The following is a 20,967-nucleotide window of genomic DNA, read 5'->3' on the forward strand; positions in this document are numbered from 1 at the left end:
AGTTGCTGCCGGCCTAGCGCAGCGTTACCACCTGCTTCAAGCGCTCGCTCGCCGGTGCCGGCCGCCCATACAGATAGCCCTGGAAGTGTGAGCACCCCTCCGCCGCCAGCCGGCGCATCTGCTCTTCCGACTCCACGCCTTCGGCCGTGGTCTTGATCATCAGGCTGTTGGACAGGTCGGTAATGGCGCGGATGATCGACATTGCCTCACGGCTGTCGCACATGTCATGCACGAACGACTTGTCGATCTTGATCCGGTCGAACGGGAACGACCGCAGGTAGCCCAGCGAGGAATACCCGGTACCAAAATCGTCCAGCGAAATCGACACGCCCAGGTCCTTCAACGCGCGCAAGGTCCGCACGTTTTCCTCGCTGTTGCCCAACAGCACCGACTCGGTAATTTCCAGCTCCAGCCGCTGCGGCGCCAGGCCCGAGTCGGCCAGCGCCAGGGCGACGATGTGCACCAGGTTGCCATTCTTGAACTGCACCGCCGACAGGTTGACCGACACGGTCTGCTCACTGTCCCAGCTGGCCGCCTCCTGGCAGGCCAGGTTCAGCGCGCGGGTACCGAGTTCGTGTATCAGCCCGGTTTCTTCGGCGATAGGGATAAAGTCCATGGGCATGACCATGCCGCGGGTCGGGTGCTCCCAGCGCAGCAGCGCCTCATACCCGGTGACACTGCTGGTCTGCTGGTCGACGACCGGCTGGTAATGCAGCTGCAACTGGCCCAGGTGCAGCGCGGTGCGCAAGTCGGTTTCCACCAGGCGGCGCTGGCGGGCGGCAACGTCCAGTTCGACGTCGAAGCACTCGTAGCGGTTGCGGCCATTGCGCTTGGCCTCGTACAGCGCCATGTCGGCATAGCCCAGCAATTGTTCGGCCTGATCGTTGTCATCCGGGGCGATGGCGATGCCGATGCTCACCCCTACGCTGAACTGGTGCCCTTCGATCTGGAACGGCGGGTAAATGGCATTGATCAGCCGCTGCGCAGTGTTGCAGGCCGCGTCACGGCCTTCCAGGCCGGTCAGCACCACGGCAAACTCGTCACCGCCCAGGCGGGCCAGGGTGTCGTGCTCGCGCAGCTCACGGCGCAGGCGCTTGCCCAAGGCACGCAGCAGCTTGTCGCCAAAGGCATGGCCAAGCGAGTCATTGATGTTCTTGAAGTTGTCCAGGTCCAGGCACAGGGCGGCAGTCAGCTTGTCGTGCTCGCTGCCGCGCACCAAGGCCTGGCGCAGGCGTTCATTGAACAGCGTGCGGTTGGGCAGCCCGGTGAGCGCATCGTGGTGCGCCATGTGGTGAATCTGCGCGTGGGCGGCCAGCTCTTCAGTAGCGTCCTCGGCAACGAATAGCACGTAGTCGGCCTGGCCCTCGCGGTTCTGGCTGAGCAAGGTACGGCTGCGCAGGGTGCGCGGGCCACGGGCGGTATCGACGCGGGTTTCGGCGGCATGGCCCTTGGTGCTGCGGGCACCGCGCGCCAGTTGCTGTTCCAGAAACTCGGCCGCAGCCGGTGCCAGGCAGGCGCCGGGCAACTGGCCGATCATGCTGCGTTGCGGCCCACCGAACAGGCGTTCGGCCTGCTGGTTGGCCAACAGTATGCGCTGGCTTTCCAGGTCCTGGACGATAACGCTGGCGGGAATGTTGGCAATCACCGAGTCAAGAAACTGCGACAACTTGGCCATTTCCTGGCTGTACTGCTCGGCCAGCTCCTTGGCCTGCAGCAGCTCCTGTTCCTGCTGGTGGCGTTCGGAAATGTCACGGGTGACCTTGGCAAAACCCACCAGTTGCCCGGCATCGTCGTACACCGCATCGATCACCACATGGGCATGGAAAGCCGAGCCGTCCTTGCGCAGGCGTGAACCGACTTCCTCGAAGCGCCCGGTATTGCGCGCCTGCTCCAGGTTAAGCCCGGGCAGCCCGGCCGCACGTTCGGCATCGCTGTAGAACAACGAGTAATGCTGGCCAACGATTTCATCGGCCAGGTAGCCCTTGGCGCGCTGCGCGCCGGGGTTCCAGTTGGCGACGATACCGTCGGGGGTGAGCAGGTAGATGGCATAGTCCGCCACGCTCTGGATCAACAGCCGGTACATGATGTCGGGGCTTGCGACTAGCGACATGAACTTTACCTGAGCCTTCGAACGGCATGAAAAGGGACCCCGGCAAGCGGTGGCCGGGTCTTGGTTAGCGTTGATGGCATTATGCCGCTCATGACGATTTTGTGAAGTGGGTCACAAAAATCTCGCTATTCCTTTTTCAAGACGAACGAAAGCGGGCAACCCCTCAGTGACGGGCGCCGGTTACCAGGAAATTGAGCAGCTCGGGGTGGTCGTCCAGGGCGATGGCCTGTGCCGGGCGTGACAGGTTCGCCAGCACTGCCTTGCAGAACGCCACGGCGGGCGGGTCCTGTGCGTAGCAGCGCAGCAACCAGTCGCCTTCACCGGCCAGCAACTGCAAGGCTACCGCCTGACCGATGCCTTGGCGGCGGTACTTTTTCAGGATGAACAGGTCGGCCAGTTCCAGCGCATTGATGCCCGGCAGTTCGCTGCGCTCTACCAGCACGAAGCCGGCGATAAAGCCGTCGGCCAGCACCAGGTGGGCGCTCCAGCCTTCGTCCTGCCAGTAACGCTGCAAGTGCTCGTCGTGGATGTAGAAGCGGCCGTCCACCTCGACGTCCTCCTGCTCCCAATCGGAAGATTCGTAGGAATAGAACTGGTACAGGTTACGGATCAGCGGGGCCTGGTCGGCGGTGGTGGGCAGCAACGCGATGGGCAGCATGGTGCGGGGCTCGGGTAAAAAGCGGATTCTAGATCACCCGCCTGCGGCAGTAAAAAGCCCGGGCCCTCCCCGCACGGAAAGGCCCAGGCAAAGTAAAACCAGGATTACAAGTCACGCGTTGAACAGCACGGCCCCTGTGGGAGCGGGTTGACCCGCGAACACCGGCAATGCCGGTGCCATACACCGCGTCGCATTCTTCGCGGGTAAACCCGCTCCCACAATGGTCTCTAAAGCTCTGAAAGCCCTGTTCAGCCGTCTTGCAAGGCACGCGGCCGCTGGCTACGCGCCTCGGCCTCGGGCGCCCTGGCCGCCTGCAGATGGAAGTCGAACGCCAGCTCGGCAAAGCGCTCGCCCTGCACGCCGCGATCACGCGCCGCCGCGGCATCGTCGACAAAACGCAGGTCGCCGATCAACCCGTCACGGGTGGCGTAGGCAAAGTCGTCCCACAGATACTGGTCACCGGCAAAGTTGATTTGCGTGGTCAGGTGCCGGTGCCCCGGCGCCGAGATGAAGAAGTGCACGTGCGCCGGGCGCTGGCCGTGGCGGCCAAGCTGGTCGAGGCATTCCTGGGTCGGGCCCTGCGGGTCGCAACCATAGCCCGACGGCAAGATCGAGCGCGCGCGGTAGCGGCCATCGGCATCGGTAATGATACGGCGGCGCAGGTTGTAATCGGACTGGCTCGAATCAAAGTACGAATAGGTGCCCTGGGTGTTGGCGTGCCACAGGTCGACGGTGGCACCCGCCAACGGCTTGCCCTCAGCGTCGAACACCTGGCCCTGGAGGAACATCACCACGCCCGGGTCGGTACCGTCGTCCATACGCGCTTCGCCTTGCGCCAGCGGTGCACCGGCGACGTACAGCGGGCCTTCGATGGTACGCGGGGTGCCGCCGCTCAAGCCAGCCTCGGCATCCTTGGCGTCCTGCAGCAGGTCGATGAAGTGCTCGATACCCAGCCCGGCAGCCAGCAGGCCTGCCTCGTTACGGCCGCCCAGGCGGTTGAGGTAATCAACGGCGTGCCAGAACTCATCCTCGGTGATTTCCAGGTCTTCGACCAGGCGTGCAGTGTCTTGCAGCATGCGCCGGATGATCTGCTTGAAGCGCGGGTTGCCTTCACTGTGGTCCAGGCCAGCGACCTGGTCGAAGAAGGCTTGAATGTCGGCAGTGTGGGAAATTTTCACGGTCATTGTGCTCACCTCATATTGTTCTTGTCAGGCAGACAGCTGTGAATCAACGGTCGTCGCTGTGGATCGACGAGGGGTGGCGGCACAGGCCGTTCACCTCGATGTCCATGTACGGGAACAGCGGCAACTGCATCAGGGTGTCGTGCAGCGCCTCGACGCTGGGCACATCGAGCACGCTGTAGTTGGCGTAGTGCCCGGCAATGCGCCACAGGTGGCGCCAGGTGCCTTCGCGTTGCAGGCGCTGGGCCAGTTCCTTTTCATCGGCCTTGAGCTGGGCGGCCTTGGCCGGGTCCATGTCGACCGGCAGTTTCACGGTCATCTTCACGTGGAACAGCATGCTGATATCTCCTTGTTCTGCTCAGGTTCGAACGCTGTGGGAGCGGCTTCAGCCGCGAACACCGGCATAGCCGGTGCCATCCACCGCGTCGCCTGCTTCGCGGCTAAAGCCGCTCCCACAGGGGTTTTGTGTATGTGTGTTTTTAGTGCCGGGCAAAGCGCGCCAGGCGCTGTTCATCCAGGGTCAGGCCCAGGCCTGGGGTACGCGGAATGTGCAGCTGGAAGTCGTGGTACTGCGGCGGCTCGTTGACGATTTCCTCGGTCAGCAGCAGTGGCCCGAACAACTCGGTACCCCAGGTCAGCTGGCGCAAGGTAAGAAAGGCATGGGCCGAAGCCAGGGTGCCGATCGAGCCTTCGAGCATGGTGCCGCCGTACAGGGCGATACCGGCGGCCTCGGCGATTTGCGCGGTGCGCAATACCGCACGCGGGCCACCGTTCTTGGCAATTTTCAGGGCGAAGATGCTGGCGGCGCCGTCGGCGGCCAGGCTGAAGGCATCTTCAACACTCTCGATCGACTCATCGGCCATGATCGGCGCCGGGCTGCGCTGGTTCAGGCGCACTTGGCCACCGCGGTTGATGCGCGAAATCGGTTGTTCGATCAGGTCGATGCCGTTGTCGCCGAGTACCTGGCAGGCGCGCAAGGCCTGGGACTCGTCCCAGTACTGGTTGACGTCGACGCGCACGCTGGCGCTGTCGCCCAGTTCGCGCTTGATCGCCACCACGTGCTTGAGGTCCTGCTCCACCGGGTTGGCGCCGATCTTTAGCTTGAACACCCGGTGCCGGCGAATTTCCAGCATGTGCCGGGCTTCGGCGATGTCGCGGGCGGTGTCGCCGCTGGCCAGGGTCCAGGCCACTTCCAGGCTGTCACGCACACGCCCGCCCAACAGTTCGCTGACCGGCAGGCCCAGGCGCTTGCCCTGGGCGTCGAGCAAGGCGCTTTCGATACCCGACTTGGCAAAGGTATTGCCCTTGGCCAGCTTGTCCAGCTTGAGCATGGCCGCGTTGATGTTGTCTGCCGGCAGGCCGATCAGCGCCGGGGCCAGGTGCGCATCGATGTTGGCCTTGATGCCCTCGGGGCTTTCGTAGCCGTAGGCCAGGCCGCCAATGGTGGTCGCTTCGCCAATACCTTCCACGCCATCGCTGCAGCGTAGGCGCAATACCACCAGGGTCTGCTGCTGCATGGTGTGCATCGCCAGCTTGTGCGGGCGAATGGTCGGCAGGTCGACGATAATTGCCTCGATACGTTCAATCAGCGCGCTTGTCATTGTTGCCAGGTCCCGTCAGGTCGGGCTGCCAGTGGCAGGCCCGAATGGTGCATTTACTTGATTGTTCAAGGATTGCGCGAGACCCTGATGAGCGTCCAATATCATATGAATCTCCCACCATACCCTGGAGGTCTGATGGAGCTGCGCCACCTGCGTTACTTCAAGGCTCTGGCCGAGACCCTGAACTTCACCCGTGCCGCCGAACTGCTGCACATCGCCCAGCCACCGCTAAGCCGACAGATCAGCCAACTGGAAGAGCAGCTTGGCACCCTGCTGGTGGTGCGCGAACGCCCGCTGAGGCTGACCGAGGCCGGTCGTTTTTTCTACGAACAGACCTGCACCGTGCTGCAGCAGTTGCAGAACATCAGCGACAACACCCGGCGCATTGGCCAGGGCCAGCGCCAGTGGCTGGGCATCGGCTTTGCGCCTTCTACGCTCTATACCGTGCTGCCGGACCTGATCCGCGAGCTGCGCCAGGACAGTGAGCTGGAACTGGGCCTGAGCGAGATGACCACGTTGCAGCAAGTGGAGGCGCTGAAGAGCGGGCGCATCGACATTGCCTTCGGGCGCATTCGTATCGATGACCCGGCCATTCACCAGCAGGTGCTGTGCGAAGACCCGCTGGTGGCCGTGCTGCCCAAGGGCCACCCGCTGGCGGGCAGCCCGCTGAGCCTGGCGCAGTTGGCCGGCGAAGCGTTCATCCTCTACCCGGCCAACCCCCGGCCCAGCTATGCCGACCATGTACTGGCGCTGTTCGCCCACCACGGCATGAGCATCCGCGTCAGCCAGTGGGCCAATGAACTGCAGACCGCAATCGGCCTGGTGGCAGTCGGTGTTGGCATCACCCTGGTACCGGCGTCGGTGCAGCAGCAGCACCGTACCGATATCGAGTATGCCGGCCTGCTGGACAGCGGCGCCGTCAGCCCGATCATCCTCAGCCGGCGCAAGGGGGATGTGAGCCCGATCGTGCAGCGTTGCCTGGCGTTGATCGAGCAGCAGACCGTATGACTGATTCATACCTGTGGCGCGGTCCCTGTGGGAGCGGCTTCAGCCGCGAACACCGGCGAAGCCGGTGCCATGCACCGCGTTGGATTCTTCGCGGCTAAAGCCGCTCCTACAAAGACCGGGATGCCCATCCCCGTATACCCATCGGTATATGGAGGTTCCCGCAGATCTGTTTCATGCTCGGCCACGCGAATCGCGAAACGCCCGGGCTGCAAACAATTCAATAATGATCTTCGGGAGTCAAACATGGCGGGACGTCTCAATGGCAAAGTAGCGCTGATTACTGGCGGCGCAGGTGGCTGCGGGCTGGCCGCATCGCAGTTGTTTGCGGCAGAGGGCGCGCGGGTCGGCATTGTCGACCTGCCCGGCAGCAACGGCGCCGAGGTGGCCAGGCAACTGCGCGATGCAGGCCACCAGGCCATTTTTGCCGCAGCCGATGTGTCGGATGCACAACAGGTAAAGGCGGCAGTCGCCGCCGTGGAAGCGGCCTTCGGGCACATCACCGTACTGATGAACCACGCCGGCATCCTCTCGGCCCTGCCCTTCCTCGATACCAGCGAAGAAGAATGGGACCGGATAATGGCCGTGAACGTGAAGAGCATGTTCCTGGTCACCCGCGCCGTGCTGCCGGGCATGCTCACTGCCGGTGGCGGCAGTATCGTTTGCACCTCCTCCATCTCTGCCGTGGTCGGCACCCCCATGGAAGTGCTGTATTGCACCAGCAAGGGCGCCACCCATATGTTTGCCCGGGCCATTGCCGTGGAGTTCCGCGATCGCGGCATCCGCGCCAATGCCATCTGCCCGGGGTTCATCGCTACCGCCCACGGCCTGCGGGAAATCGACATGCTGCGCAAGCATGGCGTCGACGTGAGCGAACAAGCCATCGCCGCCGCCCAAGGGCGCCTGTGCCAACCCTCGGAAGTGGCCAGCGCAGCCTTGTTCCTGGCCAGTGACGATGCCAGCTTCGTCAATGGCGCACACCTGTTTGCCGACAACGGCTACACCGCCCTCTGAACACAAGAACAACAAGCAGGAGAATGACGTGAGCACTTCTTCGAACAACATGCACATCAACGAATTCGGCCTGGAGCATGCGCACTGGCGCAACTGGGCCGGCAACCAGTCCTGCATTCGCGCGGCACGCGGGGCGCCGGCCAGCGAGGACGAACTGTGCTCGATGGTCAACCAGGCCAGCAGCAACGGCATGAACGTGCGCGTGGCAGGTTCCGGGCATTCCTTCACCCCGGTGGCGCTGACCAATGGCCTGCACCTGACCCTGGCCAACATGAGCGGCGTTCGCCATATCGACCACGAGAAAAAACGCGTCACCGCCGCAGCCGGCACCACCATCAATGCCTTCGGCAAGGCATTGCGTGCGGCAGGCCTGTCGATGGTCAACCAGGGCGATATCGACAGCCAGTCGATTGCCGGGGCACTGACCACCGGTACCCACGGCACCGGCCTGGCCCTGGGCAACCTGGCCTCGTCCATCGTCGGCATGAAGCTGGTGCAGCCCAATGGCGAAATTCTCGTGGTCGATGAGAACACCCCCGACCTGCTGCAGGCCGGCCGGGTGTCGCTGGGTGTGCTGGGCATCGTCTCCGAGCTGACCTTGCAAGTGACCGACAGCTTCAACCTGCACGAACGCATCTGGCGCGAAGACTTCGAGAGCGTGATGGAAAGGCATGACGAACTGGCGCACAAGCACCGCCACTTCAGCTTCTTCTGGTGCCCCACCGAGCAGAGCCGGCACTGCTACTGCCTGCCCGATACCGCCGCCACCTCCACCAGCGGGCGTAACACCGACGTGTGCGAAGTGAAGGTCATGGACATCACCGACCGCCCGGCCTGGGAAAGCGAATTCGAGAAAGTGGCGTACAGCTCGGATGTGTACCCGATCGAATACCTGCCCAACTTCCATGAACTGGAATATGCCGTGCCGGTGCGCCATAGCAAGGAAGCGCTGAGGGCGGTACGCAAGCTGATGCTGGAGGACTTCCCCGAGGCCATCTACCCCATCGAATACCGGTTCACCGCCGGTGACGGGGCGTGGATGAGCCCGTTCTTCGAACAGGACAGCGTGACCATTTCGGTGTCTGGCCAGCCGGGGACCGACTATTGGGACTACCTGCGCGCGGTGGACCAGATCCTGCGTTCGTATGGCGCCAGGCCGCACTGGGGAAAACTGCACTTCCTGACTGGAGAGGATGTGAGTGCCATTTACCCGCGGGCCGAGGACTTCCGCTCGCTGCGCCGGCAGCTGGACCCGCAGGGGATCTACCTGAGTGAGCACCTGAGCCCGTTGTTCAAGTAGCCAGCCCAGGCGCGTGGTCGTTGTAGGAGCGGCCTTGCGTCGCGATCGGGCCGCAAAGCGGCCCCAGAATATCAGCATCAACGCAACAATCGAGGGGCCGCTTTGCGGCCCAATCGCGACGCAAGGCCGCTCCCACAGGGGTTTGGCATCACCTTCACGCTATACCTTGGCCAGGTAATCGATAAACAGGCGAAACAGCTCGGCATTGGTGGAAATCTCCAACCGCTGGTAAATGTTGTGCTTGTGCACCTTCACCGTCCCGTCCGAAATATTCAGCTGCCGCGCAATCGATGCATTGCTGTGCCCCTGCAACAGCAGCTTGGCAATCAAACGCTGGGTCTCGGTCAACTGCCCTTGCAGAATGTCGACAAAGGCGTCCTCCAGCACCATCCCTTCTGGTGAAGCCCGCAGGCAATCGGCATAACGCAAGCGGCAATGCTGGCCGAACACCGTGGCCAGCAGCGGTGCCATGCCCGCCAGCAGGTCCATTTCTGCGGCAGTAAAATCACCGTTGCTGTGGTTGCGCATCAGCGAGTAGACCATTGCCAGTTGCGGCCGCAAGGGGATGATGAAACCCACCTCTTCAACCGCCGTGCCGTAGTCGGACGACACGCAAGGGTGGATGTCCTTGGAGATGGCAAACCCTGAAGAGAAGAAACAGTCCGGCGCCAGTTCGCTCATGCGCCAGAGCCCTGCCGGGTGCTCGTTGACACAGGCGACGTAGAACGGGTCGAGCAGGTAGCCGCCGCGCACGTATGCATTCAGGGTACGCTCGGTGACCGAAAGGTTGTAGCCGTTATGTACCAGCAATGCCGGCTGGTTGAACTGGAACAGGTACGCACAACTCATGTCGAACGCCAGCTTGCTGCGCAGCAACGCGTCCAGCGCCGGCCCCAGCTGATCACTGCCGATCGCCTCGATCAACGCCGCCAGCCGGTTCGCTTCATCTTTGGTCATTGTTCACCACGCTCTCATGCACCGAAGGCCTGCACGACCTTACCGCCTTGATCGGCAAAAAGCACAAAATCCGGGGCGCCCTGGGCGCTCCGGATCATGTGAGTGACGTTTTTTGCTCAGGACGGCTCGGCCGCCACTTTGAAGGCCCCTGCGGCGTCGTCCTGGCGGCCCATTTCCTGCGCCTTGGGCACCGCCAGCCAACTGGCCAGCAGCATGGCGATCAGGCCACCACTGAGCTTGCCGATCATCAGCGGCAGGATCAGCGAGGGCTGGAAGTTGGCCGAAAAGGCCATGTGGTCACCGAAGGTGAAAGCCGCGCACACCGAAAAGGCGATTACCAGCACCTTGTCCTTGGGCGGCATTTCGCTGACCAGGCGGAACATGGCGAGGATGTTGGCCGAGGCCGCCAGCACCCCCGCCGCACCGACACCGGACATGCCGAAACGCGACGCCACCCGTTCGATCGGCCGCGCCAGAAAGCGCTTGAGCAGGTGCACCATGGGGAATGCCCCACACAGCATCAGGCCGATGTAGCCGGCAATTTCCAGGGCGCGGAACTGGTCATCGGCATCGGCGATGATCGGCGCAAAGCCCCAGCTGCCGAACAGGTGGCTGAACAGGCCGGTGAAGTACTGCACGATCGACGCCACCAGCACCAGCACCACGGCGATGTACATGAACTGGCCCAGCTTGAGGAACAGGTACACCATCAGCGTCGGGAAGTAGCGCAGCGCCGCCGCCAGGGCGATGCAGAACAGGATCAACGGCATCAGGTTGCGCAGCAGCATCGCCCAGGTGAAGTGCAGCGCCTGGGTGGCGGCGCCAGTGGTGGCGATGTCGGGGCGTACGTCCAGGCCCAGCCCCTGCATGGTCATGGCGATGATCATGATGCTCAGCGGAATGGTCAGCAGCCCGGCCATGATGCCCAGGGCCATGTACTTGTGGTCGACCTTGCGCAACATGGCCAGCCCGACCGGGATGACGAAGATGATCGTGGCACCGCACTGGAAGCCGGTGATCAGGCCGAGGATCCAGCCTTCCGGGCTTTGCGCCAGGGCCTTGGCCAGCTGATAGCCGCCCATGTCCGAGGCGATGAAGATGGGGCCGGCGATGCCCGGGTCGGCACCGATGGCCTGAAACAGCGGCGCGATCACATGGCTGATGCCGGCGGAAATGTACGGGATTGCCGCCATGATGCCGGCGACCGGGATGAAGATGGGGCCGATGCTGTGCAGGCCGGCGATGAACTCCTGGCCCAGCTCGCCTTCGGGGTTGTAGATGGATGCCACGGCACCCAGTACCGCGCACACCATGATCACGTAGATGACATAGGTACCGATGCTTTCCATTTGCCGCCTCATTTTTAGAGTTGTGGGGTTGGCAGGACTGAAAGGTCGCGGGGCATCGTTGTTGTTATGGCTTGAGCATGGCGTGCCCCGTCGAGGGGTTAAGCTATGCGGCGGGTGCGGGGCTGTCCATATACCGGGAGGTATATGCAGCGCTGTATCTGTGTAGGAGCGGCTTTAGCCGCGAACACCGGCAAAGCCGGTGCCATATATCGCGTTGGGTTCTTCGCGGGTAAACCCGCTCCCACAGGGAGATGTAGTCTGCTCAGGGGTGTACTACGCGCCGGCGGTAGGCCAGCAACAGGAACACAAACCACAACGGCATCACGCACAGCGCCAGCCGGGTATCCGGTTGCAGCGCCAGCAGCACCAGCACGAAACCAAGAAAGCCCAGGGTCACTACCGCCGTCACCACCCCGCCCGGCAACTTGAACTGCGAGGCCTGGTGCGCGGCCGGGTTGCGCTTGCGGTAGGCAAGGTACGCGGCCAGGATCATCGACCAGGTGAAGATCACCAGAATCGCCGACACCGTCGAGATCAACGTGAACACCGTCATCACCTCGGGAATGATGAACAACAGGCTCAACCCGATCAGCATGCACACCCCGGAAAACAGCAGGCTGTACAGCGGCACGCTCAGGCTCGACAGCCTGGCAAAAATGCCCGGAGCGTTGCGCCGTTCGGCCAGGCCGAACAACATCCGGCAGCCGGAATACACCCCACTGTTGGCCGACGACGCCGCCGAAGTCAGCACCACGAAGTTGATCATGCCCGCCGCCGCCGGAAAACCCGCCAGCAGGAACAGCTCGACGAAGGGGCTGCGGTTGGCCGGCACCTCGGCCCACGACACCACGCTGATGATGCACACCAGCGCCAGAATGTAGAACAGCAGGATGCGCAGCGGGATGGTGTTGATCGCCTTGGGCAGCGAACGGTGCGGGTTCTTCGCCTCGGCCGCCGTGGTACCGATCAGCTCGGTACCGGCAAACGAGAACACGGCAATCTGGAACCCGGCAAAAAAGCCGCTGATGCCATGCGGCAATACCGCGCCGGGTGCGACCACGTTGGACAACGAGGCCACCACGCCGTTGGGCGAGGTGTAGGACGTGGCGATCATCACTGCCGCCGTGATGATCAACAGGACGATGGCGACGATCTTGATGATGCCGAACCAGAACTCAACCTCGCCAAAAATCCGCACCGCCAGCATGTTCAGCCCCAGCAGCACGAACAGGGTCAAGAACGCCGGCATCCAGGCCGGTACATCGGGGTACCAGTACTGAAAGAACCCGGCCACCACGACCACATCGCCGACCACCGCCACGCTCCAGCTCAGCCAGTACGACCAGCTCAATACAAAGCCGGCACGCGGGCCCAGGTAATGGGCGACGATGTCGGCAAACGACTTGAAGCGCAGATCGGACAGCAGCAGCTCGCCCATGGCGCGCATGACGAAGAACACGAAGAAGCCGAGGATGGCGTAGACCAGCAGGATCGAGGTGCCGGACAGCGCGATCACCTTGCCCGAGCCCATGAACAGGCCGGTGCCGATGGCGCCACCGATGGAAATCAGCTGGATATGGCGGTTTTCCAGCGTGCGTTGCAGGTGCCCGTCACGGGCGGGCACTGCGGGTTTGCCTTGCTCAAGGCTTGCGGACATGTCTTGCATGGGCGACCTCTTGTTATTGTTGGTCTGCTAGTCGTACTGCGCCGTGGCCCAACGGGCCACGGCCTGGCGCGCCGGTCAGCGCGCGTTTTCGAAGCCTTGCAGGGTGTTCACCGCGTTGATGCCGATTTCGTCGACCATGTAACCGCCTTCCATCACGAACAGGGTCGGGATGCCGGCACGGGCAATTTCGGCGCCCATGCGCAGGAAGTCTTCACTGGTGAGCTTGAAGTGGCTGATGGGGTCGTCCTCGAAGGTATCGACACCCAGCGACACCACCAGGAATTCGGGCCGCTGCGCGACGATGCGCTTGAGTGCGTCTTGCAGCGCCAGCTGGTACTGCGCCCAGACTGTGCCCTTGCCCAGCGGATAGTTGGCAGTGAAGCCCTCGCCCGCCGCTACGCCCTGTTCATGGGCATAACCGGAAAAGTATGGGTAGGACACATGCGGGTCACCATGCAGCGAAGCGAAGAACACATCGGGGCGGTCGTAGAAGATGTTCTGCGTGCCGTTGCCGTGGTGGAAGTCCACGTCCAGCACGGCCACGCGTCTGGCGCCCTGGTTCAGGCAGCGCTCGGCGGCGATGGCGGCGTTGTTCAGGTAGCAATAGCCGCCCATGTACTCGCGTGCAGCGTGGTGCCCTGGTGGGCGGCACAGGGCAAAGGCACTGTCGGCGCCATCGATGATCCGCTGCATGCCGGTGAGCGCGACGTTGGCGCTGCTGCGCACGGCTTCCCAGGTGCCAGCGGTGATCGGCGCACCGGCGTCCATGGCATAGAAGCCCAGCTTGCCATCGATGAAACCGGGCTCACGGTCGATGGCCAGGTCGCGCACCGGCCACACCAGGGGCAACGCATCGTGGGTCTTGCCGGTGGCAGCCCATTCCGACCAGGCATTTTCCAGGAAGCTCACATAGCGCTCGCTGTGCGCCGCCACGTAGCAGGCGCGGTCGAAGGCCTGTTCCGAAATCACATCACCCAGGCCGGTACTTTGTACCCGGGCCAGCACGGTTTCAGCGCGCCGGGGGTTTTCGAACGAGGGCGTTATCGCGCCGTCCTTGAGTTCCGAGCCATGATGCAAGCGGTGGTTGTTGCTAAAGACTGTCAGCACGCGAATGTCCTTTTTCAAGGGGTTACCGGATAACCAATTTTCGCGACATGACGGTGAAATTGCTTTGCTTTATGCTCAGCAGAACCGGATGCTTGAGCAAAATATTCACAGGACTGCCCACTCATGAGCAAAGCCTTTGCTATTGAAGAACTGGACGAAACCGACCGCGAGCTGCTGCGCCTGCTGCAAAACGACGGCACCCTGTCGAGCGCGGCGCTTGGCGAACGTTTGTCGATGACCGTGACGCCCTGCTGGCGGCGGCGCAAACGGCTGGAAGAGCTGGGCATCATCAAGGATTACCAGGCCAACCTTGACCGTCGAAAACTGGGCTACGACGTGATGGCGTTTGCCCAGGTGCGCTTCGGCAACCACTCGGCCGAAGCGCCGGACGAGTTCGAACAGGTGATCCTCAAGCTGCCGCAGGTGCTGTCGTGCCACAAGGTGACCGGCGAGGCTGACTATGTGCTGACGGTGTTGGCGACTGACCTGGAGAGTTATGGTCGGTTTGTCGAAGAGGTGTTGCGCAGGCAGCCCGGGATTGCCTCGATCCAGTCGAGCCTGGCGTTGCGCGAGGTGAAGGCGGTTTCGCGGATACCGGTATCCTGAATACTATGCGCGGTCTGCTTTGTGTAGGAGCGGCCTTGTGTCGCGATCGGGCTGCAGAGCAGCCCCCGCGATCCATGCAACAAAGCTGAAATTTTGGGGCTGCTTCGCAGCCCGATCGCGACACAAGGCCGCTCCTACATGAAACAGCATCCCGAGGTTCACTCCGGCAGGCTATAGCGCTCAGCAAAGTACTGCCGGAAGAAGTCCACCGCCACCCGCACCTTGGCCGAACTGGCCAGCGGCGAGGTGTACACCGCCCAGATATCCGCCGGCTGGTGATAGTCCTCCAGCACCTGCACCAGCCGCCCGTCCTGCAGGCTGTCGTGCACATCCCACCACGAACGCAGCAGTATCCCGCGCCCGTCCAGGCACCACTGGTGCGCCACTTCGCCATGGTTCGTAGACAAGCCGCCAGTCACCCGCACTCCCTCTTCACCGTCCGGCCCCATTAGCTGCCACACACCAAACGGGTGGTCGCGCTCCTTGATCACCAGGCAGTCGTGGCTGGCCAGCTCGCCCAGCACCTTGGGCGTGCCGCGCCGGGCCAGATACGCTGGCGCCGCGCACAACACACGCCGGTTACGCGCCAGCGGCTTGGCGATCAGGTTGGGGGCAATGGCATTACCCACGCGGATATCCAGGTCGACGCCTTCGGCAATCAGGTCCACCAGGCGATCGTGCACGTCCAGGCGAATGTCCAGCCGCGGATAGCGCTCGGCCAGCTCCGACAACGCCGGCGCCACAAAGCGTCGCCCCAGGCCCAGGCTGCTGGCAATGCGCAACTGCCCGGCCGGCTCGCGGTGCTGGGCGCTGATGTCATCGCCCATGCGCTGCACCGCATCGAAAATCTGCAACGCCCACTGGTACACCCGCTCGCCCTCCTCGCTCACCGTCACCCGCCGGGTGGTGCGGTGCAGCAGGCGCACCTCCAGGGTTTGCTCCAGCATGCGAATGCGCTTGCTGATGTAGGCCGCCGACATGCCCAACTCGTCGGCCACGGCCGCGAAGCTGGCGCGCTTGGCCACCTGCAGGAAGATATTGAGGTCGTCGAGGCTGGGCAGATTATTCACGTATCGTGTTCCAAGAATCCATGATTGGCCAGATTATCTCCAGGCCAAGCCCTTATAGCATGGCCAGCACCTGTTCCCTAGACAACGAGTGCACCCCATGAGCAAGACGTTCAGAATCGCGGCAATCCCCGGCGATGGCATCGGCAACGAAGTACTGCCAGAAGGCATTCGCGTAGTCGAAGCTGCAGCACGCAAGCACGGCCTGGACATCAGCTTCGAGTTCTTCGAGTGGGCCAGCTGCGACTACTACCTGGCCCACGGCAAGATGATGCCAGACGACTGGTTCGAGCAGCTCAAAGGCTTCGACGCCCTGTACTTCGGTGCCGTCGGCTGGCCAGACAAGGTACCGGACCACATCTCGCTGTGGGGTTCGCTGCTCAAGTTCCGTCGCGACTTCGACCAGTACGTGAACATCCGCCCGGTGCGCCTGTTCCCTGGTGTGCCGTGCCCGCTGGCCGGCCGTGAGCCAGGTGACATCGACTTCGTGGTCATCCGCGAAAATACCGAAGGCGAATATTCGTCGCTGGGTGGGCGCATGTTCGAAGGCACCGAAAACGAGTTCGTACTGCAGGAGTCGGTGTTCACCCGCCGCGGCGTCGACCGCATCCTCAAGTACGCCTTCGACGTGGCCCAGACCCGCGAACGCAAGCACGTTACCTCGGCCACCAAGTCCAACGGCATGGCCGTGAGCATGCCGTACTGGGACGAGCGCACCGCGGCCATGGCGGCCAATTATCCGGACATCAGCTGGGACAAGCAGCACATCGATATCCTTTGCGCGCGCTTCGTGCTGCAGCCGGACCGCTTCGACGTGGTGGTGGCCTCCAACCTGTTCGGCGACATCCTTTCCGACCTCGGCCCGGCCTGCGCCGGCACCATCGGCATCGCGCCGTCGGCCAACCTCAACCCCGAGCGCAAATTCCCGTCGCTGTTCGAACCGGTACACGGCTCGGCGCCAGACATCTACGGCAAGAACATCGCCAACCCGATCGCGATGATCTGGTCGGGTGCACTGATGCTCGACTTCCTCGGCAATGACGGCGCCGACCCACGCTACCGCGCCGCCCACGACGACATCCTCAAGGCCATCGAGCAGGTCATCGCCGCCGGTGACGTAACCCGCGACATGGGTGGGCAGCAGTCCACCCAGCAAGTGGGCCAAGCCATCACCGCGCTGGTCGAAGCCTGATGCTTAAGGGGCCGATTGTCAGGACTGTCTGACAATCGGCCCCTTGCCTCTTGCGAGCGGCGTGGATTGTATGCAAAATCTGTTAACCGTTAGATATCTGTTAAGCAATAGTTAACAACCAAGGAAGGAGTGGTACTGCAACACCCCGGAGCCTGCCGGGTACAACAAGTACGCCAACGTCCCAGGAGACGATGATGTCGCACAAGAATAAAAAGATTGATGTGTTCCTGATTACCGTGAGCCTGATTGCCGTGCTGCTCACCGTGATCGGCCTTGCAGCCTTCCCCGCCCAGGCTGAAAGCGCTGCAAACCAGCTGTTCGAACTGTCCACCCGCACCTTCGGCACCAGCGTGCAGATTCTGGTGTTCGGTAGCACCCTGGCCGTGCTGTACCTGGCCTTCAGCAAATACGGCAATATCCGCCTGGGCAGTGGCAAGCCTGAATACGCCACCGCCACCTGGGTGTTCATGTTCATCTGCGCCGGCATGGGTTCGTCGACCCTGTACTGGGGCGTGATGGAATGGGCCTACTACTACCAGACCCCAGGCCTGAACATCGCCGCCGCCACCCCCAAGGCGCTCGAGTACAGCGTCGGTTATTCGTTCTTCCACTGGGGTATCAGCGCTTGGTCGATCTACGCCCTGGCTTCGCTGGCCATGGCGTATCACTTCCATGTCCGCAAGAAGAGCGGCCTTAACCTGGCCTCGATCGTGGAAGCCGTGACCGGCTTCAAGGCCACCGGCCCGGTAGGCCGCAGCGTCGACCTGATCTTCCTGCTGACCATGATGGGTGCATTGACTGTTTCGCTGGCCCTGACCGCTTCTACCCTCACCCGTGGCCTGCATGACCTGACCGGCACCCCGGACACCTTCACCGTGCAACTGATGGTGATCGGTGGTGTGGCCGTGATGTTCTCGCTCAGCTCGTACATCGGTATCGATGGCGGCCTGCAGCGCCTGAGCAAGATGGTGTGCATTGGCGCGCTGGTATTTGCCGCCGTGGTCCTGCTGGTCGGCCCTACCCAGTTCACCATCAACAACACCGCCAACTCGATTGGCCTGATGATGCAGAACTACGTGCACATGAGCCTGTTCACCGACCCGGCCGGGGACGGTGCCTTCACCCGCAACTGGACGGTGTTCTACTGGCTGTGGTGGGTGTCGTACGCACCGGGCGTGGCCATGTTCGTGACCCGCGTGTCGCGTGGCCGGCAGATCAAGGAAGTGGTCCTGGCCTTGCTGCTGGGCGGCAGCTTCGGTTGCTGGTTCTTCTTCGGCGCACTGGAAAGCTACAGCATGCACCAGTTCATCACGGGCGCAGTGGATGTACCGAAGATGCTCGCCGAACAAGGCGGTGAATCGGCGGTGACCCACCTGCTGCTGGCGTTGCCATGGGGCCAGCTGTTCCTCGGCGTGTACCTGTTCATCATGGCTATCTTCTGTGCTTCGCACATGGATGCCGCCGCCTACGCGGTGGCTGCCACCAGCACCCGCAACCTGCGTGAAGGCGACGACCCGACGCCCACCCACCGCCTGTTCTGGTGCGTGGTGCTGACCCTGGTGCCGCTGGCCATGCTGTTCGCCAAAGCATCGCTGTCGACCATGAAGACGGCCGTGGTACTGACTGCGATTCCGTTCATGGTGATTCTGCTGGTCAAGATCTACGGCTTCTTCAAGTGGATGTTCGCCGACTACGGCCAGGTATCGGCCCATGTCATCGAGGAAGAGGCCGCGCGCCTGGCGGGCGAAGAACCCGCCGAGCACGCACCACGCAGTGCCGCTGCGGTGCACTGATCCACCTGCACTGACCGACGTTGTAGAAAGGGGCTGCCGGGCAGCCCCGCTGGATGGCTGCAAATTTTTTTGCCTGATCTGTTAACCAACAGATACGCGTTAACCAACAACTATAAACCGAGCTTGTGAGACCCCTGTCATGAACGACTTCAAACGCCTGCCCGCCGATTTCTGCGCGAACGCCGAAGAGGCCTTCACCATCCCTGCCAACTTCTACACCCAGGCTTCGGTGTTCGAGCACGAGAAGGAAGCCATCTTCGCCCGCAGCTGGATCTGCGTGGGCCACCGCAGCGAAGTGGCAGACAACAACGCTTACATCACCCGCGAAGTGATTGGCGAAAGCATCATCGTCGTGCGGGGCCGTGACAGCGTGCTGCGCGCGTTCTACAACGTCTGTCCGCACCGTGGCCACCAGCTGCTCAGCGGCAGCGGCAAGGCCAAGAACGTCATCACCTGCCCGTACCACGCCTGGACCTTCAAGCTCGACGGCGAACTGGCCCACGCCCGCAACTGCGACAACGTGGTCAACTTCGACAAGGAAAACTCCACCCTGGTGCAGCTGCGTGTCGAGGAATACGCCGGTTTCATCTTCATCAACATGGACATGGACGCCGGCTCCGTCGAAGACCAGTTGCCAGGCATGCAAGCGCGCATGCGTGAAGCCTGCGCGGTCATCGATGACCTGCACCTGGCGGCGCGCTTTGTCAGCGACACCCCGGCCAACTGGAAGTCGATCGTCGACAACTACCTCGAGTGCTACCACTGCGCCCCTGCCCACCCAGGCTTCTCCGACTCGGTCGACGTTGGCCAGTACAGCCATAGCATGCACGGCAACTGGACCCTGCAATACGGCCTGGCCAAGCCCTCGGAGCAGTCGTTCAAGTTCGATGAAAGCGTGAAGGACCCTTCGTTCGCCGGTTTCTGGGCCTGGCCGTGCACCATGTTCAACGTACCACCAGGGGCCAACTTCATGACCGTGATCTACGAGTTCCCGGTCGATGCCGAAACCACCCTGCAGCACTACGACATCTACTTCCTCAACAAGGACATTACCGAAGAACAGCAGAAGCTGATCGACTGGTATCGCGAAGTGTTCCGCCCAGAAGACCTGCGCCTGGTCGAAAGCGTGCAGAAGGGCCTGAAGTCGCGCGGCTACCGTGGCCAGGGCCGGATCATGGCCGACCGCGAGCGCAGCGGCATGAGCGAACACGGCATTGCCCACTTCCACAACCTGATCGCCGTGGCCCACCTCGACGATTGATGGCAACCGCTCCACGTTTATTGGCACGTAAAGGTGGGCGGCAGGCCTGCCGCGCACCCAGGCAGTCGAGGTGAACCATGGCCAACACTTATGAAATGTTCAGCGTTCGCGTCACCGACGTGGAACAAGCCACGCCGCTGATCAAGCGCTTTACCCTGGCCCGCGAAGATGGCGCGGCAATGCCGGCCTTTACCGGTGGCAGCCACGTCATCGTGCAGATGCAAGGCGCCGACGGCAGCCAGTTCAGCAACGCCTACTCGTTGATGAGCGACCCGCGCGACACCCGCAGCTACCAGATTGGCGTGCGCCTGGAAGAGCAGTCCAAGGGCGGCTCGGCGTTCATGCACCACCAGGTGGAAGTCGGCACCCGCCTGACCATCTCTTCGCCCAACAACCTGTTTGCCCTGGACCCTGCGGCTGGCCGCCATGTGCTGATTGCCGGTGGTATCGGCATTACCCCGTTCCTGGCGCAACTGCATGAGCTGGAAGGTGGCAGCGCCGATTATGAGCTGCACTATGCCTTCCGCGCGCCGGAACATGGGGCGTTCCAGGAACAACTGGCCAGCGGCCCACACGCTGAAAACACCCGTTTCTACATCGACAGCCTCGACCGCAAGCTCGACCTCGCCGTCCTGTGCGCGGGGCTGGATGAGCAAGCCCACCTGTACGTGTGCGGCCCCAAGCCGCTGATCGACGCGGTCATCACCTGCGCCGCCAAGGCCGGCATTGCCGAGCACCGCGTGCACTGGGAACAGTTTGCCGCCACCCCGGTCACCGGCAGTGCCTTTACCGTGGTGCTGGCGCAGTCGGGGGTGGAATTGCAGGTCGAAGAAGGCATGACCATCCTGCAGGCCATCGAGAAATCCAAGGCTGCCAAGGTCGAGTGCCTGTGCCGCGAAGGCGTGTGCGGCACCTGCGAAACGGCCATCCTTGAAGGTGAGGCCGAGCACTACGACCAGTACCTGAGCGATGAAGAAAAGGCGGCGCAGCAGAGCATCATGCTGTGTGTTTCGCGTGCCCGTACTGCCCGCCTGGTGCTCGACCTCTGACTGACGCGGTCCCTGTAGGAGCGGCCTTGTGTCGCGATGGGCCGCGCAGCG

18 protein-coding genes are annotated in these 20,967 nt (G+C 62.7%); 8 read left to right on the top strand and 10 right to left on the bottom strand.

Features of this window, described 5'->3' with window-relative positions:
* Positions 1-13 precede the first annotated feature (13 nt).
* The 5 genes from IAE39_RS18390 to IAE39_RS18410 form a co-directional block, all read right to left on the bottom strand.
* Complete coding sequence (locus IAE39_RS18390) at positions 14-2,110, bottom strand: putative bifunctional diguanylate cyclase/phosphodiesterase (protein WP_201205154.1); 2,097 nt, start codon at positions 2,108-2,110, stop codon at positions 14-16.
* Positions 2,111-2,273: 163 nt separating this feature from the next.
* Positions 2,274-2,768 (bottom strand): GNAT family N-acetyltransferase, encoded by a 495-nt coding sequence (locus tag IAE39_RS18395; protein WP_201205156.1) that lies wholly within the window; start codon positions 2,766-2,768, stop codon positions 2,274-2,276.
* A gap of 248 nt (positions 2,769-3,016) precedes the next feature.
* Positions 3,017-3,952, bottom strand: coding sequence for a catechol 1,2-dioxygenase (gene catA / locus IAE39_RS18400; protein ID WP_201205158.1), 936 nt, complete (start codon positions 3,950-3,952; stop codon positions 3,017-3,019).
* Between the two features lie 43 nt (positions 3,953-3,995).
* Positions 3,996-4,286 carry a muconolactone Delta-isomerase gene (gene catC, locus IAE39_RS18405; RefSeq protein WP_201205160.1) on the bottom strand — a complete coding sequence of 97 codons (291 nt, stop codon included), beginning with the start codon at positions 4,284-4,286 and terminating at the stop codon, positions 3,996-3,998.
* Positions 4,287-4,428: 142 nt separating this feature from the next.
* The gene (locus tag IAE39_RS18410; protein WP_201205162.1) at positions 4,429-5,550 is read right to left on the bottom strand and encodes a muconate cycloisomerase family protein; all 1,122 of its coding nucleotides are present in this window, start codon (positions 5,548-5,550) and stop codon (positions 4,429-4,431) included.
* 135 nt (positions 5,551-5,685) lie between these two features.
* On the opposite strand from IAE39_RS18410, the gene catR reads away from it, so the two are divergent.
* The 3 genes from catR (at position 5,686) to IAE39_RS18425 (ending at position 8,869) form a co-directional block, all read left to right on the top strand.
* Positions 5,686-6,558 carry an HTH-type transcriptional regulator CatR gene (catR, locus tag IAE39_RS18415; RefSeq protein WP_201205164.1) on the top strand — a complete coding sequence of 291 codons (873 nt, stop codon included), beginning with the start codon at positions 5,686-5,688 and terminating at the stop codon, positions 6,556-6,558.
* 243 nt (positions 6,559-6,801) lie between these two features.
* Positions 6,802-7,569, top strand: coding sequence for an SDR family NAD(P)-dependent oxidoreductase (locus IAE39_RS18420; RefSeq protein WP_201205166.1), 768 nt, complete (start codon positions 6,802-6,804; stop codon positions 7,567-7,569).
* 28 nt (positions 7,570-7,597) lie between these two features.
* Positions 7,598-8,869, top strand: coding sequence for a D-arabinono-1,4-lactone oxidase (locus tag IAE39_RS18425; RefSeq protein ID WP_201205168.1), 1,272 nt, complete (start codon positions 7,598-7,600; stop codon positions 8,867-8,869).
* Positions 8,870-9,028: 159 nt separating this feature from the next.
* Here IAE39_RS18425 and IAE39_RS18430 read toward each other — a convergent pair whose 3' ends face one another.
* The 4 genes from IAE39_RS18430 to IAE39_RS18445 form a co-directional block, all read right to left on the bottom strand.
* A complete protein-coding gene (locus IAE39_RS18430; protein WP_201205170.1) occupies positions 9,029-9,826 on the bottom strand; it encodes a response regulator transcription factor in 798 nt (265 codons plus the stop codon).
* A 116-nt stretch (positions 9,827-9,942) separates the two neighbouring features.
* Positions 9,943-11,175, bottom strand: coding sequence for an ethanolamine utilization protein EutH (eutH, locus tag IAE39_RS18435; protein ID WP_201205172.1), 1,233 nt, complete (start codon positions 11,173-11,175; stop codon positions 9,943-9,945).
* A 262-nt stretch (positions 11,176-11,437) separates the two neighbouring features.
* Complete coding sequence (locus IAE39_RS18440) at positions 11,438-12,841, bottom strand: amino acid permease (RefSeq protein WP_201205173.1); 1,404 nt, start codon at positions 12,839-12,841, stop codon at positions 11,438-11,440.
* Positions 12,842-12,916: 75 nt separating this feature from the next.
* Positions 12,917-13,948 (bottom strand): histone deacetylase family protein, encoded by a 1,032-nt coding sequence (locus IAE39_RS18445; protein ID WP_201205175.1) that lies wholly within the window; start codon positions 13,946-13,948, stop codon positions 12,917-12,919.
* Positions 13,949-14,071: 123 nt separating this feature from the next.
* Here IAE39_RS18445 and IAE39_RS18450 point away from each other — a divergent pair, with 123 nt between their 5' ends.
* The gene (locus IAE39_RS18450; protein ID WP_201205177.1) at positions 14,072-14,554 is read left to right on the top strand and encodes an Lrp/AsnC family transcriptional regulator; all 483 of its coding nucleotides are present in this window, start codon (positions 14,072-14,074) and stop codon (positions 14,552-14,554) included.
* Positions 14,555-14,712: 158 nt separating this feature from the next.
* Here IAE39_RS18450 and IAE39_RS18455 read toward each other — a convergent pair whose 3' ends face one another.
* Positions 14,713-15,624, bottom strand: coding sequence for a LysR substrate-binding domain-containing protein (locus IAE39_RS18455; protein ID WP_012271847.1), 912 nt, complete (start codon positions 15,622-15,624; stop codon positions 14,713-14,715).
* A gap of 97 nt (positions 15,625-15,721) precedes the next feature.
* Between IAE39_RS18455 and IAE39_RS18460 the strand changes: the two genes are divergently transcribed.
* From IAE39_RS18460 to IAE39_RS18475, 4 genes are all read left to right on the top strand, one after another.
* Entirely contained in the window at positions 15,722-16,813 is a 1,092-nt protein-coding gene (locus IAE39_RS18460) for a tartrate dehydrogenase (protein WP_201205179.1), read from the top strand.
* A gap of 194 nt (positions 16,814-17,007) precedes the next feature.
* Positions 17,008-18,606 (top strand): BCCT family transporter, encoded by a 1,599-nt coding sequence (locus IAE39_RS18465; protein ID WP_201205181.1) that lies wholly within the window; start codon positions 17,008-17,010, stop codon positions 18,604-18,606.
* Positions 18,607-18,745: 139 nt separating this feature from the next.
* Positions 18,746-19,867: an aromatic ring-hydroxylating oxygenase subunit alpha gene (locus tag IAE39_RS18470; protein WP_201205183.1), complete on the top strand. Its 1,122-nt coding sequence runs from the start codon at positions 18,746-18,748 to the stop codon at positions 19,865-19,867.
* A 77-nt stretch (positions 19,868-19,944) separates the two neighbouring features.
* Entirely contained in the window at positions 19,945-20,916 is a 972-nt protein-coding gene (locus IAE39_RS18475; RefSeq protein ID WP_201205185.1) for a PDR/VanB family oxidoreductase, read from the top strand.
* Positions 20,917-20,967 lie beyond the last annotated feature (51 nt).

This window comes from Pseudomonas sp. S37, from assembly GCF_016658545.1.
Lineage (GTDB): Bacteria > Pseudomonadota > Gammaproteobacteria > Pseudomonadales > Pseudomonadaceae > Aquipseudomonas.

What these genes read in the sequence shown, in the direction of transcription:
- IAE39_RS18410 (WP_201205162.1), bottom strand. Translation starts at nt 5,550, where the DNA reads ATGACAAGCGCGCTGATTGAACGTATCGAGGCAATTATCGTCGACCTG.
- IAE39_RS18420 (WP_201205166.1), top strand. Translation starts at nt 6,802, where the DNA reads ATGGCGGGACGTCTCAATGGCAAAGTAGCGCTGATTACTGGCGGCGCA.
- IAE39_RS18475 (WP_201205185.1), top strand. Translation starts at nt 19,945, where the DNA reads ATGGCCAACACTTATGAAATGTTCAGCGTTCGCGTCACCGACGTGGAA.
- IAE39_RS18440 (WP_201205173.1), bottom strand. Translation starts at nt 12,841, where the DNA reads ATGCAAGACATGTCCGCAAGCCTTGAGCAAGGCAAACCCGCAGTGCCC.
- IAE39_RS18470 (WP_201205183.1), top strand. Translation starts at nt 18,746, where the DNA reads ATGAACGACTTCAAACGCCTGCCCGCCGATTTCTGCGCGAACGCCGAA.
- IAE39_RS18460 (WP_201205179.1), top strand. Translation starts at nt 15,722, where the DNA reads ATGAGCAAGACGTTCAGAATCGCGGCAATCCCCGGCGATGGCATCGGC.
- IAE39_RS18395 (WP_201205156.1), bottom strand. Translation starts at nt 2,768, where the DNA reads ATGCTGCCCATCGCGTTGCTGCCCACCACCGCCGACCAGGCCCCGCTG.
- catA (WP_201205158.1), bottom strand. Translation starts at nt 3,952, where the DNA reads ATGACCGTGAAAATTTCCCACACTGCCGACATTCAAGCCTTCTTCGAC.
- IAE39_RS18390 (WP_201205154.1), bottom strand. Translation starts at nt 2,110, where the DNA reads ATGTCGCTAGTCGCAAGCCCCGACATCATGTACCGGCTGTTGATCCAG.
- catR (WP_201205164.1), top strand. Translation starts at nt 5,686, where the DNA reads ATGGAGCTGCGCCACCTGCGTTACTTCAAGGCTCTGGCCGAGACCCTG.
- IAE39_RS18465 (WP_201205181.1), top strand. Translation starts at nt 17,008, where the DNA reads ATGTCGCACAAGAATAAAAAGATTGATGTGTTCCTGATTACCGTGAGC.
- IAE39_RS18430 (WP_201205170.1), bottom strand. Translation starts at nt 9,826, where the DNA reads ATGACCAAAGATGAAGCGAACCGGCTGGCGGCGTTGATCGAGGCGATC.
- IAE39_RS18450 (WP_201205177.1), top strand. Translation starts at nt 14,072, where the DNA reads ATGAGCAAAGCCTTTGCTATTGAAGAACTGGACGAAACCGACCGCGAG.
- eutH (WP_201205172.1), bottom strand. Translation starts at nt 11,175, where the DNA reads ATGGAAAGCATCGGTACCTATGTCATCTACGTGATCATGGTGTGCGCG.
- catC (WP_201205160.1), bottom strand. Translation starts at nt 4,286, where the DNA reads ATGCTGTTCCACGTGAAGATGACCGTGAAACTGCCGGTCGACATGGAC.